The sequence below is a fragment of the Paraburkholderia sp. CHISQ3 genome (assembly GCF_030464945.1).
Classification (GTDB): domain Bacteria; phylum Pseudomonadota; class Gammaproteobacteria; order Burkholderiales; family Burkholderiaceae; genus Paraburkholderia; species Paraburkholderia megapolitana.
The window spans coordinates 47,953-65,472 of the sequence record NZ_JALPRG010000009.1; the positions used below are offsets into that span (position 1 = coordinate 47,953).

Annotated in this window: 9 protein-coding genes; 5 read left to right on the plus strand and 4 right to left on the minus strand. The window is 64.7% G+C overall.

The features are described 5' to 3' along the window. Positions 1-6: 6 nt before the first annotated feature. From M0D65_RS21460 to M0D65_RS21475, 4 genes are all read right to left on the minus strand, one after another. Positions 7-738 carry a metallophosphoesterase gene (locus tag M0D65_RS21460; protein WP_367619337.1) on the minus strand — a complete coding sequence of 244 codons (732 nt, stop codon included), beginning with the start codon at positions 736-738 and terminating at the stop codon, positions 7-9. A gap of 156 nt (positions 739-894) precedes the next feature. Further along, positions 895-2,313, minus strand: a complete 1,419-nt coding sequence (locus M0D65_RS21465) for a cytochrome c (RefSeq protein WP_266254475.1) — start codon at positions 2,311-2,313, stop codon at positions 895-897. Between the two features lie 22 nt (positions 2,314-2,335). Further along, positions 2,336-3,937, minus strand: a complete 1,602-nt coding sequence (locus M0D65_RS21470) for a GMC family oxidoreductase (RefSeq protein ID WP_266254476.1) — start codon at positions 3,935-3,937, stop codon at positions 2,336-2,338. A gap of 93 nt (positions 3,938-4,030) precedes the next feature. Next, entirely contained in the window at positions 4,031-4,612 is a 582-nt protein-coding gene (locus M0D65_RS21475) for a sugar dehydrogenase complex small subunit (RefSeq protein ID WP_266254477.1), read from the minus strand. Between the two features lie 289 nt (positions 4,613-4,901). On the opposite strand from M0D65_RS21475, the gene M0D65_RS21480 reads away from it, so the two are divergent. From M0D65_RS21480 to glgX, 5 genes are all read left to right on the plus strand, one after another. Then, positions 4,902-5,564 (plus strand): DUF1345 domain-containing protein, encoded by a 663-nt coding sequence (locus M0D65_RS21480; protein ID WP_266254478.1) that lies wholly within the window; start codon positions 4,902-4,904, stop codon positions 5,562-5,564. Between the two features lie 403 nt (positions 5,565-5,967). Continuing rightward, positions 5,968-9,447, plus strand: coding sequence for a maltotransferase domain-containing protein (locus M0D65_RS21485; RefSeq protein WP_266254479.1), 3,480 nt, complete (start codon positions 5,968-5,970; stop codon positions 9,445-9,447). Then, positions 9,444-12,914, plus strand: coding sequence for a maltose alpha-D-glucosyltransferase (treS, locus tag M0D65_RS21490; RefSeq protein WP_266254480.1), 3,471 nt, complete (start codon positions 9,444-9,446; stop codon positions 12,912-12,914). Before M0D65_RS21485 ends, treS begins: the two co-directional genes overlap by 4 nt. After that, the gene (gene glgB / locus M0D65_RS21495) at positions 12,907-15,132 is read left to right on the plus strand and encodes a 1,4-alpha-glucan branching protein GlgB (RefSeq protein WP_266254481.1); all 2,226 of its coding nucleotides are present in this window, start codon (positions 12,907-12,909) and stop codon (positions 15,130-15,132) included. The genes treS and glgB overlap by 8 nt, the downstream gene beginning before the upstream one ends. Positions 15,133-15,227: 95 nt before the next feature. Beyond that, positions 15,228-17,495 (plus strand): glycogen debranching protein GlgX, encoded by a 2,268-nt coding sequence (glgX, locus tag M0D65_RS21500; RefSeq protein WP_266254482.1) that lies wholly within the window; start codon positions 15,228-15,230, stop codon positions 17,493-17,495. Positions 17,496-17,520: the final 25 nt, after the last annotated feature.

Below are 17,520 nucleotides of genomic sequence, written 5' to 3' on the forward strand. Positions count from 1 at the left end.
AAGCCGTCAGGGCAGCGCCAGCGCAGCCGCGCCATCCGCACGCGCGGCTTCAACGGAGACCGACCAGCGATGCGGCTTGCGCGCCTCGACAACGGTCAGCTTGCCGCCTGGCCCGAACGCGCCGGTATCGATGAACACCTGCGCGCCGATCTGCTGCAGTTCGCGCATCGGCGTATGGCCGCAATAGGTCAGCGACAGCCCGGGCTGGCCATGCGTGTCGCGATTGCCCGTCGCGAGTGCGCGGCCCCATAACAATTGATGGCGCTGCTCGTCGGAAAAGTGTTCGGCATCGAGTTGTGCATCCGTGCCGAAAAACTCCGCATGCAGCACATTGAAGCGCGTCGCGCCGCTGCCCACCACGCGCACGAGCGGCAGCGTCCTCAGCCTGCGCGCGTGCTGCCGCAGGCGCTCCTCCGGCACCGCGGCCGCCCACTCGCCGCCTATGCCATACCACCACTGGCGCTTCAACCGTCCTTCGGCAACCGCGCACAACGTGTCCTCGTGATTGCCGAGCACCGCGTGGAACCACGGCTTGTCGAGCAGCGCGAGCGCTTCCTCTGATTGCGTGCCGCGGTCGACCAGGTCGCCGACCGAGAACAACCGGTCGCATGCGGGATCGAAAGCGATTTCGCGCAGCAGGTAGCGCAGCGCATCCACACAACCATGCAGATCGCCGACGACGTAATCGCGGCCCTGCGCATTGGCCGGGTGGTGCTGAACGACGGGCGCAACTGAAATGGCGGAAGGAGTGTGCATAGCAACATCATAGTGCGCCGCAAATCGCCCGTATGCGCGCTCGCCATCTTTTCTGCGCCGGGCAGGTTCTTGTAAGCGCTTGCAAGCCTGCGGGCGGCGCATCCGGCAATCGCTACCGGGTACACGCCGCCTGCGGGGTCATTGTTGCTGTGCGCGCAGCTTCGCGATCTGATCGACGGTCACGGTCGACTGTGGATTGCCGAACTGCCTGGTCACGTAGTTGGTGATCGCGGCCACCTGGTCGTCGGTTAGCTGATCGCCGAATGCCGGCATCAGCACGTCGGCCTGTTTCGTCGTGCGGTTCACGCCGTGCAGGATCACCATCGCGAGATTGTTTGCGTCGCTGGCGCCTGCCACGCTGTTATGAACCAGCGATGGGTACGCGCCCGGTGCGCTCGCGCCGACGCCCTGCCCGGTCCAGTTGTGGCAGGTCGCGCAGTTCGCGATAAACAGCTGTGCGCCGTTCACGCTCGTGATGGTCTGGCCGCGCAATGCGGTGACATCGTCGGCGGGCTTGCCCCACTGGTCGCGCGGCCGCGCTTCGCCGCCGCTCACCGGCGGCACGCTGCGCAGGTACGCAACAATTGCGTGCAGGTCTTCGTCGTTCAGATACTGCGTGCTGTCCGCCACCACCTCGGCCATCGGGCCCGCCGCATTGGCACGGCCCGGTGCGACGCCGGTCGACAGATAGCTGACCAGTTCGTCGTCGCTCCAGTTGCCGATGCCGCTGTTCTTGTCCGGCGTGATATTGAACGCGTGCCAGCCGGCCTGCACCGCTCCCGAGAGGCGGTCGCTCGACTTCAGCCCCTGCATGAAATTACGCGGCGTATGACATTCCTCGCAGTGCGCGAGCCCCAGCACCAGATACGCCCCGCGATTCAATTCCGCGCTCTGCTTCGGATCCGGCACGAAGCGCCCTTCGGTGAAATTGACGAGATTCCAGAACGTCATCAACCAGCGCTGATTGAACGGAAATTTCAGGTCGTTGCGCGGCGGCGTGTAATGCACGGGTGCAAGCGTATTCAGATACGCGCGAATTGCGAGCACGTCCTGATCGGTAACCCGCGTGTACTCGACATACGGGAACGCCGGGTACAACCGCTCGCCGCTCTTGCCGATGCCCTCGTGCATCGCGCGCAGGAACTCCGCGTCGCTCCACTGGCCGATGCCGGTATCGGGATCGGGGGTGATGTTCGGCGTATAGATCGTGCCGAACGGCGTGGCGATCGGCAGGCCGCCCGCGTATGGGCGGCTCTTGTCCGCGGTGTGGCACGCGACGCAGTCGCCCGCGCGCGCGAGGTACTCGCCGCGCTTCACGAGGTCGGGGCCGGCCACCGCGACCGCCTGGTCGGACGACGCATCCTGCGCGATCGCCTGGGTGATCGGCAGTTCGTCCTGATGTTGCGATTGAGGGTCGTGCCACGCATGCCAGGCGAGGTACAACGCGAACAGCGAGAAGCCCGCTGCCAGCGTCGCGATCCGCAGGCGGCGGCGTTTTACCTGCATCAGCGCGGCGACGTCGCCGGCCGGATGCACGCGAGACGTGGATTTCGTCATGGTGGCTCTCCGTCGGGTCCGGTCAGATTTCACGCTTGAGCTTGTCGGCCAGCTTGAGCGCCAGCGCGCCGATCGTCAGCGTGCAGTTCACCGAAGCGGCCGTCGGCATCACGCTGCTGCTCGCGATGAACAGGTTCGAATGATCGTGCGTACGGCAATCGCTATCGACCACCGAATCGGCCGCGTCACTGCCCATGATCGTCGTGCCCATGATGTGATTGTTCGGCGCGAAGGTATCGTCAAAGGCCACCTCGGTACCGCCGAACAGCCCCGCGATCTGCGCATACAGTTCGTGCGTGTTGGCGGCGCTCTTTTTCACGTAGTCGTTGATCGAGTAGTAGATCTCGGGCTGCGGAATACCGAGCGCATCCTTGTGATCGGACGAAGGAATGATGCGATTTTGCGGCTCCGCGAGATGCTCGTGAAAACTGTTGATGTTCAACGTGCGCGCGGTGCGGTCGCGGATCTGCCGGTCGAGCTCGCCACCCGTCACGCCGTTTTTCAGCAGCGCGGCCGTGACGCTCATGGTCGGCACACCGTTCGACAAATGCAGTTTCTTCGCCGCGTAGTCGGAGCGGAACGCGCCGTCGCGGAAATTGACGATCGATGTCATTTCCATCGGCCCGCGTCCGGGCCATAGCGGCTCGTTGGCGAGGAACGTCACGCCGGTGCCCGGATGATCCATCAGGTTGCGACCGACCTGGTCGGAACTGTTGCCGATGCCGTGCGGAAATTTGTCGGAGGTCGACATCAGCATCAGCTTCGGCGTTTCGATGCCGTTTGCGGCGAGCACGAACAGCTTGCCGGTCACACGCGTGCTGTTGCCGTTCGGGTCCTTGTAGTGGACCGCGGTGATGAGCCCTTTGTTGTCTGCCTCGACCTTGTAGACGACCGCTTCGGCGATCAGCTTCGCACCCGCCTGTTCCGCTTTCTCCGCGTGTACGACGCCGTTGTACATCGCGGCAATCGGACAGATCGGCATGCAGTTGTTGTTGCCGCAGCAGGTCGGTCGCGCATCGTACGGCCGGCTGTTGCGCGCGACCGGCTCGGGCACGACCTTGAAGCCCTGCGGGTTCAGCACGTCCATGAAGCGCTGATCCATGTACGACAGCGGCAACGCATTCATCGGGTACGGTTTCGAGCGCGGCGAGCCGAGGTCCACCTTCGCATCGGGACCGGACACGCCGAGTTGAACTTCGGCCGCGTAGTACCACGGCTCGAGCGTCTCATACGGATACGGCCAGTCGCGGCCCACGCCGTATAGCTTCTTCAACTGGAAATCGGACGGCAGCAGGCGCCAGGTCGCCGCGGCCCAGTGCCATGTCGTGCCTCCAACGAGCCGCACGTACTGCGAGTTGTACGGATACTCGCCCTTCTGGATCAGATAGTTGTTCTCCGGCGAATACTCGGGATGCGGCGCGTACGGTGTCGACGGATACGGCGTCGCGAAGTCGGACTTCGCGGGCGAGTTGCGGAAGTTCTCGACGATCTGCCAGCGCGGAATGCGCGGCCCCGCTTCGAGCACGATCACCGACGCGCCGGCCAGCGCCATCTGATGCGCGACGAGACCGCCCGCCACGCCCGAACCGACGACGACGACGTCGGCGGAAGTTGAATTTGCCATTGTTGCCCTCTCCTGCTGGCTTATCGTTGCTTGCTGAGGTACACCGTCACGTTCGCCACGGGCGGCGCACGGCGTGCGAGAGACCGGTGCCATTCAGACACTGGCGGGCTTCTGGGTCCAGTAGAACGGCACGTCGCGGCAATACGACGGGATCGTGAGGACATCCTTCACGGGCTCGAACATCAGGGCTCGCTCATAGGCGACCACCTGCACGTGCGGCATGTCGCCGACGAGTCCGAGGTACCACGCGCGCATGATCGCGCCGATGGTTTTTGCGAGCGCCGGCTGGTCGGTCTGCAAGGCCTGCGTCACGGTATCGGACGGCACACCCGCATGGCCCTGCAGCCAGGTATTGAGCGACCCGACGTTCTGCGTGAACTGGCTGTCGGATTTCGCAAGGGCATCGTAGATGCGTTTGCTGAGTACGGGATCGAACGTGGTGTGGCCGGTGAGCCGCTGCGACAACGCGAGGAATGCGTCGAGGCCGCCGCCCGCGGGCGCATCGGCGAATGCGGGGGAGATGCCGAAGAAGCCGGCTCCGACCTGCATGCCGGGGCGGCCGGCAACCGCGAAAGCGAGCGCCGCGCCTGTCGCGCACGCGCCGAGCATCCATGCCCTGCGGCTGGCGGAATGCGTCGCCACGTGGCGCGCATCGTTCTCTCTAGCATCTGTCATGGGGGCTCCAGATGATGTTGTATTGTGTCGACCGGTGCTGCACTCACGGCATGCCGCCATGAAAACCGCACCGGCGGTCCGCCCCAAACCAGGTCTTGCTGTGCCGCTATCGCGGTCTCTGTTATATCGTTGCTGCGTACCCACGCCAGCCGGTGTTGCCCAGGCCTTCGAAAGCTCCATGCAAGGCGGCGTGCAAAAAACTATAGCCTCCGCGCGAGGTTTCCACAAATCGCCCGGACCCCGCGAGTAGAATCGCCGCAGCCGGTCCCGCAGCTTTCCTTTCTATCACATGCCCATGAACCTCTATCCGCAAGTGCTCCGCAACCGGCCGCGCATGATGATCGCACTGGCCGTCGGCATCGTCGCTGCGCTGCTCGTGCCGTCGTCGCTGAAACCGATGGTGCGCGTGCTGATCGCGTGGGATGTCACAGTATGGACGTATCTGGTGCTCATGTGGATTCACATGGCCGGTGCGCATCACGACCAGGTGCGCGAATTCGCCATGCGCGACGACGAGAACGCGGGCGTGGTGCTGGTCGTGATCTGCGTCGCGACGGTGGCAAGCATTGCGGCGATCATCCTCGAGCTTTCGGCCGCGAAGGGTAGCAGCAGCGCTTCGAGCGTGCTGCACTCGCTGCTCACCGGTCTCACGCTGATCGGCGCGTGGTTCCTGATCCCGACCATCTTCACGATGCACTACGCGCGGCTCTACTACAGCTCGGGCACGAACGAAACCGCGTTGCAGTTCCCCGATAGCGCGCTCGAGCCGAACTACTGGGACTTCCTGTACTACTCGTTCACGATCGCGGTTGCGTCGCAAACATCGGATGTCGTCCTGCGCTCGCGCACGATCCGGCGCGCTACGCTCGCTCAATCGATCCTGTCGTTCTATTTCAATGTCGCGGTGCTCGGTCTGTGCGTCAACATCGCTGCGGGGCTGCTCGGTTCGTGAAGGCCGGGTGAAGGCCACATGAAGCCCACATGACAGCCGCAACCCGCGGCCTGTAAAACGCGCCCGCGCCGTGCCGGTTTTACCCACCTCGCTCATCGCCCCCCCGGGCGACCATCGTGTTACCCGGCCGCAACCGCTGGCACAGGGTTTGCTGCGGTGCATCCATCCACCGCTCGGGCATTGCGCGGAACATCCTCGCTATCGCACTGCCCGCTGCGGACGAGATCGCACGTCGCCGGATACCTTCGCACACGACAGCGTGTCGATCTTTGCGCTACATTGACTAACAGGTGCTCGCGCTCGCCGCGCGCCCCACGTCATCCGGCTCTGGAAGCCCAATGGGCGGCTGTGATCGCACCTCGCGTGCATCCACGCCGCAGCAGGACGAATCTGGAAACGATCGATGGAAGCTGCTCACGCGTATGCGCCACGGATCTACTTTGTCCACGCTCCCCTCATCGGGCCGCTTGCTGCGTGGCCCGCGCAGTTCGCCCACGCGGCGGCGCTCGGGTTCGATCATCTGCTGATCGGCGGGCTGTTCCAGCCGGGCCGCTCCGGACATGCGTTCGTTACTGCCGATCACGCGCGGCTGCACCCCGTATTTGCCACCGAGCGCCCAGCCGCCGAAGTTCTACGCACACTCGCCGCCGAGGCTCGCGCCCACGGCCTGACGCTGCTCGCCGATCTCGCCGTCGACCGCGTCGCCGTTGATAGCGCACTGTACGCAGCGCATCCCGACTGGTTCCAGCCGCTCGACAGCGAGGCAGCGCGCCTCGATCCGCGCCACGCGCATCGCGATGACAGCGTCGCGTTGTTCGACTTCACGCGCGACTTCACGCGCAATGATCTGAACGAAGCGCCGCTCATCGACTGGTGGACCCAGACGCTGCTCGCGCTTGCCGACGCAGGTCTGGGCGGTTTCCGTTTCGATTCGCCGCATCGCGTGCCGCGTGCGGTCTGGCAACGGCTGCGCGCCGCAGTCCGCGCGCGGTACCCGGCGCTGCGCTTTCTCGCTGCCACGCCCGGTCTCACACGTACCGATCTCGCCGCGCTCGAAGGTGCGGGCTTCGACAGCGTGTTTTCGTCGGTGCGTTGGTGGGACTTCCGCGCTGCATGGATGACCGACGAGCACGCGGCACTGGTGCCGCTCGGCGGGCCCATCGCCTTCCCCGAAGCGCCATACGACACGCGGCTCGCAGCGGAATTCGCCGGCCGCGATGACGTGGCGCTCGTCGAGCGTGCATATCGTCGGGCACTCAATGTCGCCATCGCCACCGGCACCGGCTGGCTCATGCCGATGGGCTTCGAATACGGTATCGACGAGCCGCTGTCGCTGACCGCGCCCGCGTCACCTGGACATGCGGCGCAGTACGTGACGCATGCGCGCTTCGATCTGTGCAAGACGATCGCCACGGTCAACGCATTGCAACGCGACACCTGGCCGCTCAATGCGTCCGGCGAACTGCGCGTGCTGAGCGGCCCAGGCGCCCCTGTCGCGGCGCTGCTGCGCGGCGACACACGCGATCTGCGCAGCGCTAGCGACGCCGTCCTCGTCATCGTCAATCCCGATCTCACCACCTCGGTGCATGTCGAGCCCGCTCGTTTTCTCGATGGCGTGCCAGGCAATTTCACGCGCTTCCAGTCCATCGATACCCCGGCGCGCCACGCACCGTTGCCGCTCGGTGCGTTCACGCTCGCGCCGGGCACCTGCCGGCTGTTCGCTGCGATCGCCGAGGCGCCGGTGCAGATCGCACCGGCGGTCGACACAGGACGCGGCAAGGACAGCGGCAAGAAAACCGTGAACGATGCGCTGACAGCGCCGCGCGTCGTGATCGAAAGCGTGTCGCCCGCGGTGGATGGCGGGCGTTTCCCGGTGAAGCGGGTGGTTGGCGAACGCGTCGAAATCCGCGCGGCGATTTTCGCCGAAGGCCACGACAAGATTGCCGCAGCAGTGCACTGGCGCGCCGGCGGCGAAACCGGCTGGTACGTGGAGCCGATGACAGTCGCGCCGCCCGCCGGCATGGACATGTGGCACGCGCACATCCCACTCGAGCGGCTCGGGCGGCACGAATTCAGAGTAGTTGCATGGCGCGACGACTTCGCTTCGCTAGTCGACCATGTGCAAAAGAAACTCAACGTGGGCCAGCCAGTCGATCTCGAACTCGATGAAGCGAAGCAGTTGTTCGAACGGGTACTCGCGTATCGGGAAACACTGCTGACCGCCTCGTTCAGAGGACCGGCCACCGCACAGTACGCCCCCTTCGTCGCACAGTTCGCGCAGGCCGACACGGCCAGACGCCTGGAGATCCTGTTCGCGCCCGAGACGGCCCGTCTGATCGCCACTTCCGGCTACCAGCCGTTTCTCAGCCACGACCCCGTCGTCTACCCGCTCGACGCCGAACGCACCGCCGCCCGCTTTGCCAGCTGGTACGAAATCTTCCCGCGCTCGATGAGCGACGACGAGCAGCGTCACGGCACATTCGCCGACGTGATCGCCAAGTTGCCGCGCATCCGCGACATGGGCTTCGACGTGCTGTATTTCCCGCCGATCCACCCGATCGGTATGGCGAACCGCAAAGGCCGCAACAACACGCTGACCGCGCAACCGGGCGACGTCGGCAGCCCGTATGCGATCGGCGGAGCCGAAGGCGGGCATACGGCCGTGCATCAGGAACTCGGCACGCTCGCCGACTTCCATGCGCTGCTCGGCGCCGCGCGCGAGCACGGCCTCGAAATCGCGCTCGACTTCGCGATCCAGTGTTCGCCCGATCATCCGTGGCTGAAAGAGCATCCGACGTGGTTCGCATGGCGCCCCGACGGCACGCTGCGCTATGCGGAGAACCCGCCGAAGAAGTATCAGGACATCGTCAACCCCGACTTCTACGCCGACGATGCCAAACCCGATCTATGGCTCGCGTTGCGCGACGTGATCCTGTTCTGGATCGAAGCGGGCGTGCGCATCTTCCGCGTCGACAACCCGCATACGAAGCCGCTGCCGTTCTGGGAGTGGATGATCGCCGACGTGCGCGGGCGCTATCCGGACACGATCTTCCTCGCGGAAGCGTTCACGCGACCGCGCATGATGTACCGCCTCGCGAAGCTCGGTTTCTCGCAGTCGTACACCTACTTCACGTGGCGCGAATCGAAACGCGATTTCGTCGAATACCTGAGCGAACTCACGCAGACCGAGCCGCGCGACTTCTACCGCCCGAACTTCTTCGTCAATACGCCGGACATCAACCCACGGCATCTGCAGTCGTCGGGGCGGGCGGGTTTTCAGATCCGCGCGGCGCTGGCCGCCACGTTATCGGGACTGTGGGGCGTGTATAGCGGCTTCGAGTTGTGCGAAGCCGCCGCACTACCCAACAGCGAGGAATATCTCGACTCCGAGAAGTACCAGCTGCGTGCGTGGGACTGGAACCGGCCCGGCAATATCGTCGCCGACATCACAGCGCTGAACCGCATCCGTCGTGCGAACCCCGCCCTCCATTCGCATCTCGGCGTCACGTTCCTGCCTGCGCATAACGATCACATCCTGTTCTTCGAGAAAGCCACCGAAGCGCGCGACAACGTGCTCGTCGTCGCGATCAATCTCGATCCGTTCAATGAGCAAGGCGCGGACATCGAGCTATCGCAGACAACGTTCGAGCGCTGGCACCTGCACGATCACGCCGCGCTCGAGGTCACCGACGAAATCAGCGGCGCGCGTTTCGAGTGGCATGGCCGCTGGCAACACGTGCGGCTCGACCCGGGCGCGCGACCGTTTGCGATCTGGCGCATCGCGCCCGCAGGCGGACTGCCGCCTGCAGAACCCGATGATTCAGGTGCACCCAACCGCCCGCATGCCGCGGACTTCGACTCTCCGAACGAAGGTGCGCAATGACCCGCGAACCACGCGACGATCTTTCCGTCGGGCTGCCCGATGACGACAGCGACATTGGCAGCGCCGTCGGCACGGCAACCCACGGCAGCACAGCCGGCGGCAACGCAAAGCCACGCACCGCGCGCCGCGGCAAGCCCTCGCCGCTGCCCGACGATCCGCTCTGGTACAAGGACGCGATCATCTACCAGGTCCACGTAAAGTCGTTCTTCGATGCGAACAACGACGGCGTCGGCGACTTCCCCGGCCTGCTCGCGAAGCTCGACTACATCGCGGAACTGGGCGTCAACGTGGTCTGGCTGCTGCCGTTCTATCCATCGCCGCGCCGCGACGACGGCTACGACATCGCCGACTATCGCGGCGTGCATCCGGACTACGGCCAGCTCGCCGACGTGCGCCACTTCATCCAGGAAGCGCATGCGCGCGGCATCCGCGTGATCACCGAGCTGGTCATCAACCATACGTCGGACCAGCACCCGTGGTTCCAGCGCGCGCGCCGCGCCAAACCCGGCTCGAATTACCGCAACTACTACGTGTGGTCCGATACCGACAAGAAGTACGAAGAGACCCGCATCATCTTCATCGATACCGAGCCGTCGAACTGGACCTACGACCCGGTAGCAGGCGCGTACTACTGGCATCGCTTCTATTCGCACCAGCCCGATCTGAACTTCGACAACCCCGCCGTGCTGCGCGAAGTGCTGCAGGTGATGCGCTTTTGGCTCGATATGGGTATCGACGGGTTGCGGCTCGACGCGGTGCCGTATCTGGTCGAACGCGAAGGCACGAACAACGAGAACCTGCCGGAAACGCACGCGGTGCTGAAAAAGATCCGCGCGACGATCGATGCCGAATATCCGAACCGCATGCTGCTCGCCGAAGCGAACCAGTGGCCGGAGGACGTGCAGGAGTATTTCGGCAACGAAGACGAATGCCACATGGCGTTCCACTTCCCGCTGATGCCGCGCATCTACATGGCGATCGCGAGCGAGGACCGTTTCCCGATCATCGACATCATGAAGCAGACGCCGGATCTGCTACCCACCTGTCAGTGGGCGATCTTCCTGCGCAATCACGATGAACTGACGCTCGAAATGGTCACCGATTCCGAGCGCGACTACCTGTGGAACACCTATGCAAGCGACCGCCGCGCGCGCCTGAATCTCGGCATCCGCCGCCGGCTCGCCCCGCTGATGGAGCGCGACCGCCGCCGCATCGAGCTGATCAACTCGCTGCTGCTGTCGATGCCCGGCACACCGGTCATCTACTACGGCGACGAGCTTGGGATGGGCGACAACATCCACCTAGGCGATCGCGACGGCGTGCGCACACCGATGCAGTGGTCGTCGGATCGCAACGGCGGCTTCTCGCGCGCCGATCCCGAGCAGCTCGTGTTGCCGCCGGTGATGGGCGCGCTGTACGGCTTCGATGCCGTCAACGTCGAAGCGCAGAGTCGCGATCCGCATTCGCTGCTGAACTGGACCCGGCGCATGCTCGCCACGCGCCGCGCAAAACATGCGTTCGGGCGCGGCAGCATCCGCTTCCTGCGACCGGACAATCGCAAGATTCTCGCGTATCTGCGCGAAATGCCCGGTGAAGCGCCGATCCTCTGTGTCGCCAATCTGTCGCGCGCGCCGCAGGCGGTCGAACTCGACCTGTCCGAATTCGCCGGCGCGGTGCCGATCGAGATGACCGCAGATTCCGTGTTCCCCGCGATCGGCCAGCTCACCTATCTGCTGACGTTCCCGCCGTACGGCTTCCTGTGGTTCCTGCTCTGCGAAGGCGGCGCGCGGCCCACGTGGAGCCAGCCGGCCTCCGAGCCGCTGCCCGAATTCGTCACTATCGTGATCCGCGAAGGCCAGGCCGGACCGACACCGGAAAACGTGCGACTGCTCGAATCGGAGGTACTGCCTTCGTGGTTGAGCCGGCGCCGCTGGTTTGCATCGAAAGACCAGAAGCTGAACGCCGTGCGGCTCGCCGCGCTCACGACCATTCCGAACGGCGGCTTCGCGTTCACCGAGATCGAAGCGGACGTCGGCGATCACACCGAGCGCTATGTCGTGCCGATCGCGATCTCGTGGGGCGCCGATACTACGACACCGCTCTTCATGCAGCTCGCGCTTGCTCGCGTGCGCCGCAACCGTACGATTGGTCACCTGACCGATGCGTTCTCGCTGCCGCTGTTCGCGCATGGCGTGCTGCGCAAATTGCGCGAGCGCGCGGTTGTGCCGACCGTGCAGAAAAGCGAAATCTGCTTTGTACCGACCGACCGCTTCGACGAACTCACGCTCGAAGAACGCCCCGAGATTCGCTGGCTCGCGGCCGAGCAGAGCAACAGCTCGCTCGTAATCGCCGACGTCGCCGTGCTGAAGCTCGTGCGGCGGCTGCTGGACGGTGTGCATCCCGAAGCGGAGATGAGCCGCTATCTAACCCAGCTCGGCTACGCGAACACCGCGCCGCTCTACGGCGAAGTGGTACGCGTCGATCCGGCCGGTGTACCGCACACGCTTGCCATCCTGCAAGGCTTCATCGATAACCAGGGCGATGCGTGGAACTGGGCGCTCGACTATCTGCGCCGCGCGATCGACGAACTCGCGCACGTCGGCGATTCGCACGACCAGGCGCCGGATCGCACCCAAGACGAAGAGGACGCGACAGCCGGCTACAGTGCATTGGCCGGCATCATCGGCAAACGGCTCGGCGAACTGCACGTGGCACTCGCGTCGCCGTGCGACGACCTCGCGTTCGCGCCCGAACCCGCGGATGCCGCGCAGATCCGCGCGTGGATCGACGGTACACAGTCGATGCTCGCTTCGGCGCTCGACGTGCTCGCAAGACAGCTCAACCACCTGAACGACGACACGCTCGATCTCGCGCGCGCCCTGCTCGATCGCCGTGCCGCACTGAGCGAAGCGCTCGAGCATCTGGTGAGCGCCGATGCGGGCGCGTTACGCACACGCATCCATGGCGACTTTCATCTGGGCCAGGTGCTGGTCGCGCAGGGCGATGCGTTCCTGATCGACTTCGAAGGCGAGCCGGCCCGCACGCTTGCCGAGCGGCGTATGAAGTCGAGCCCGTTGCGCGACGTTGCCGGGCTGTTGCGCTCGCTGTCGTATGCAAGCGCCGCCGCGCAATCGACCACGGAAAGCGCGCCGCAACAGACCGCCGAGCGCAAGCGCGCGCTGTTCGAGCGCTTCCGCGCCAGTGCTGCCGAACGTTTTCTCGATGAATACCGCATCGCGGTCGCACCAGCGGCGCAGCCGCTGGTCGCCGCAACAAGCGAGCAGGCGCTGCTCGATCTGTTCCTGATCGAGAAAGCGGCCTACGAAATCCGCTACGAAGCGGCCAACCGGCCGACCTGGATCGGCTTACCGGTGCGCGGACTCGCGGCACTGGCAAGCCGCCTGCTCGGCGAGCCCCTGCATGCACCCGATGCGGCACCACCCGTGTCCGAAGGCGACCATGACTGACCATAACGATCGACAGACCGCCGCCGGTCTGCCTGCCATCGACATCGACGCACTCGTCGAAGCGTGCCACCCCGATCCGTTTGCACAGCTCGGGCCGCATCGCACGGAGGCGGGCACTGTCGTAGTGCGCGCGTTGCTGCCGAACGCGGCAGGTGTGAGCGTAATCGCGCGCGACGACGGCAAACTGCTCGGCGAGTTGCAGTCGCTGCATCCTGGCGGTCTCTTTGCCGGCGTGATCGAAAGCGATGTGCCGTACCGGTTGCGCATCGACTGGCATGGCACGGTGCAGGAGGTCGAAGACGCTTATGCATTTCCGCCGGTGCTGCCTGACGAACCGTTGCGGCGTGTCGCACAGGGCGATCCGTATGCGGTGCTCGAATGCCTTGGTTCGCGACCGCTCGTTGTCGACGGTGTGCCCGGCGTGCGCTTCGCGGTATGGGCACCGAATGCGCGACGTGTGTCGGTGGTGGGCGACTTCAACGCCTGGGACGGACGACGTCATCCGATGCGCGTTCGTCACGAGGCCGGTGTGTGGGAACTGTTCGTGCCGCGCATCGGTGCGGGTGCGCGCTACAAGTACGAGATCCTCGCGCGCGACGGTCATGCGCTACCGCTGAAGGCCGACCCGTGCGCGATGCAGACCGAACGGCCACCGGCGACTGCATCGGTGGTGGCGGATGTCGATGCGATCGAACGTTTCGCGTGGACCGACAGCGTGTGGATGCAATCGCGTGGCGAGCGCCAGACCGAACATCAACCGCTGTCGATCTACGAAGTCCACGCGGAGTCGTGGCTACGTGTCGATGAAGGCGGCCAGCGCAATCTCGACTGGGACGAACTCGCGGACCGGCTGATTCCCTATGTGAAGGAAATGGGTTTCACCCATGTCGAGTTCATGCCGATCGCCGAGCATCCGTTCGGCGGTTCGTGGGGTTATCAGCCGCTGTCGCAGTTCGCGCCGTCCGCGCGTTTCGGCGCGCCGCAGCGCTTCGCGCATTTTGTCGATCGCGCGCACGAAGCGGGGCTCGGCGTGATCCTCGACTGGGTGCCCGCGCATTTTCCCAACGATGCGCACGGTCTGGTCGAGTTCGACGGTACGCCGCTTTACGAGCATACCGATCCGCGCGAGGGTTATCACCCGGACTGGAACACGATGATCTACAACCTCGGCCGCAACGAGGTGAGCGCATTTCTGATCGCTTCGGCGTTGGCGTGGCTGAAGCGCTATCACGTCGATGGACTGCGTGTCGACGCGGTGGCCTCGATGCTGTATCGCGACTATTCACGTGCGGCCGGCGAGTGGGTGCCGAATATCTACGGCGGCCGCGAGAATCTCGAATCGATTGCGTTCCTCAAGCGGTTGAACCATGAAGTCGCTTACGTGCCGGAGGTGCGCGGTGCGATCACGATCGCCGAGGAATCGACTGCCTGGCCCGGCGTGACGGCGCGTATCGAGGACGGGGGCCTCGGCTTCCAGTTCAAGTGGAACATGGGCTGGATGCACGACACGCTGCACTACCTGCACGAAGATCCGATCCATCGCCGCTACCATCATCACAACATGACGTTCGGCATGGTGTACGCGTATTCCGAACGCTTCGTGTTGCCGCTTTCACACGACGAAGTCGTACACGGCAAAGGCTCGCTGCTCGGCAAGATGCCCGGCGACCGCTGGCAGCGCTTCGCGAATCTGCGTGCGTATTTCGGGTTCATGTGGGCGCATCCGGGCAAGAAGCTGATGTTCATGGGCGGCGAATTCGCCCAGATGGCGGAGTTCGATCACGACGCCTCGCCGCACTGGCATCTGCTTGACGATCCGCTCCATCACGGTGTGCAGAAACTCGTGCGCGACCTGAACCGGCTATATGCGGAAGAACCGGCACTGCATGCGCTCGATAGCGATCCCGCCGGCTTCGGCTGGCTGATCGGCGACGACGCCGACAACAGCGTGTTCGCGTTTCGTCGCACCGACGGGCTTGGGCGCGAAGTCATCGCGATCAGCAACTTCACACCGGTGCCACGCATCGGCTATCGGCTCGGCATGCCGCGCGCGGGACGTTGGGTCGAGGTGCTGAACACCGATGCGAGCTTCTACGGCGGCTCGAACGTCGGCAATGGCGGGTTGATTCACACGGAGGACATTGCAAGTCACGGCAGGCCGCAATCGGCTGCACTGGTCTTGCCGCCGCTCGCGACTATTGTGCTTCGGGCCGATTGAACGATTGAAGAACAACGCGCTGCGTCGCAGGTCGCAGCGCGTGAATGACAACAGGGCGAACAGAACAACTGATGAGAAAAACCGGAACGGGATTCATGTCGCACGTTTTGCCCGATCGACTTGCGCCGGGCGTACCTTATCCACTCGGCGCGAGTTGGGACGGCCTCGGCGTGAACTTCGCCGTGTTCTCCGCGAACGCCGAGAAGATCGAGTTGTGCCTGTTCGACCCGACCGGCCGCAAGGAGCTCGCGCGACTCGCGCTGCCCGAGTGCACCGACGAGGTCTGGCACGGCTATCTGCCGAACGCGCATCCGGGCACCGTCTACGGCTTTCGCGCTCACGGCCCGTATCAACCGCAGCACGGGCATCGCTTCAATCCGCACAAGCTGCTGCTCGACCCGTACGCACGCAAGCTGGTCGGCCAGTTCCGCTGGTCCGACGCGCTGTTCGGTTACCGCATGCATTCGAACCGGCTCGATCTGTCGATCGACCGGCGCGATTCGGCGCCGGCGATGCCAAAGTGCGTCGTCGTCGACGAAGCGTTCGACTGGTCGCACGACACACGCCCGAACGTGCCGTGGGGCGAAACCGTGATCTACGAAACGCATGTGCGCGGCACGTCGATGCGGCGGCACGATCTGCGCGCCCATGAACGCGGCACGTTCTCGGCGCTCTCGTCGCCGGACTTCATCGATCATCTGCGCAAGCTCGGCGTCACCGCGGTCGAACTGCTGCCCGTGCACGCGTTCCTGAACGACCGCTTTCTGGTCGAGCGCGACCTGCGCAACTACTGGGGCTACAACACGGCAGCGTTCTTCGCGCCGGAACCGTCGTACCTGTCGACGCACCGTCTCGACGAAATGCGCATCGCCATACGTCAGTTGCACGCGGCCGGCATCGAAGTGATTCTCGACGTCGTGTACAACCACACGTGCGAAGGCGGCGAAATGGGACCGACCATCTCGTGGCGCGGCCTCGACAACGCGAGCTACTACCGGCTGATACCCGGCGACGAGCGACACCACATCAACGATACCGGCTGCGGCAATACGTTGAACGTGCCGCATCCACGCGTGCTGCAGATGATCACCGACTCGCTGCGTTACTGGGCCACGGCGTTCAACATCGACGGTTTCCGTTTCGATCTCGGTGTGACGCTTGGTCGCGAGCACACGGGTTTCGATCCGGGTTCGGGTTTCTTCGACGCGTTACGCCAGGACCCTGTGCTCGCACAACGCAAGCTGATCTCCGAGCCGTGGGACATCGGCCCTGGCGGCTATCAACTCGGCAACCATCCGCCAGGCTTCGGCGAATGGAACGATCGCTATCGCGACACCGTGCGACGCTTCTGGCGCGGCGACGCGGGGCTGCGGCCCGATCTGGCGGCTCGTCTGACCGGGTCCGCGGATCTGTTCAACCGGCGTCATCGCAAGCCATGGGCGTCCGTGAATTACGTCGCCTCGCACGACGGCTACACGCTCGCCGATCTCGTATCGTACGAGCAGAAGCACAACGAGATCAACGGCGAGAACAACAACGACGGCCACAACGAGAATTGCAGTTCGAACTGGGGCGCCGAAGGTCCGAGCGACGATCCGGCCATCGTCGCCACGCGTGCCCGTGTCGCGCGTTCGCTGCTGGCCACGCTGTTCGTCTCACTCGGCACGCCCATGCTGCTGGCCGGTGACGAAAGCGGTCGCACGCAGCAAGGCAACAACAACGCGTACTGCCAGGATAACGATATTTCGTGGATCGACTGGGAGCGCGCAGCGACCGACGACGGGCGACGCATGACTGCCTTCGTCGCGCGGCTGATCGCATTGCGCAAGCAACATCCGCTGCTGCGCGAGACGCGCTTCCTGTTCGGCGACCGCGAGGTGCTGCCGGGAGTACATGACATCGGCTGGTTCGACGAACGCGGCGAACCGCTCTCCACCGAAGCGTGGCAGGACCCCGAAGGACGCGCGCTGACATTGCGCCGCGCCGGTCCGGGACGCGATGGAGAAACGGAAGTGTTGTTGATGATGTTGAACGCGTCGGCCAATGCGCTGCAGTTCACGCCGCCTGCGCCGCAGCTGGAATGGCACGTGCTGCTCGATACAGCGCAGTCCGAAGTGGCACCGTATGCGCTCGCCGCGCCGCAGCTGTCTATTGAAGCGCATGGTTTCGCGCTGCTGGCCGCGCAACCGACAGGCACCGCGGACTGGTTCGCCGCATGGCGCGCCGCCGAACGCGTGCTGGCAACGCCGCCTGCCGAGGAGCCGACTGTCGAACCGGCCGGAATCGTAGACAGTGCAACACTGGATGAAGCCAGCGGAATCGACGAAGTTGACGAAAGCGACGAAGATCCGCCGCAAGCTTGACGATGCGGCGGCATTCAACCGAAGG

Excerpts from the sequence above, each read along its gene's own strand:
- M0D65_RS21485 (WP_266254479.1), top strand. The coding sequence starts at position 5,968 with ATGGAAGCTGCTCACGCGTATGCGCCACGGATCTACTTTGTCCACGCT.
- glgX (WP_266254482.1), top strand. The coding sequence starts at position 15,228 with ATGTCGCACGTTTTGCCCGATCGACTTGCGCCGGGCGTACCTTATCCA.
- M0D65_RS21480 (WP_266254478.1), top strand. The coding sequence starts at position 4,902 with ATGCCCATGAACCTCTATCCGCAAGTGCTCCGCAACCGGCCGCGCATG.
- M0D65_RS21475 (WP_266254477.1), bottom strand. The coding sequence starts at position 4,612 with ATGACAGATGCTAGAGAGAACGATGCGCGCCACGTGGCGACGCATTCC.
- M0D65_RS21470 (WP_266254476.1), bottom strand. The coding sequence starts at position 3,937 with ATGGCAAATTCAACTTCCGCCGACGTCGTCGTCGTCGGTTCGGGCGTG.
- M0D65_RS21465 (WP_266254475.1), bottom strand. The coding sequence starts at position 2,313 with ATGACGAAATCCACGTCTCGCGTGCATCCGGCCGGCGACGTCGCCGCG.
- treS (WP_266254480.1), top strand. The coding sequence starts at position 9,444 with ATGACCCGCGAACCACGCGACGATCTTTCCGTCGGGCTGCCCGATGAC.
- glgB (WP_266254481.1), top strand. The coding sequence starts at position 12,907 with ATGACTGACCATAACGATCGACAGACCGCCGCCGGTCTGCCTGCCATC.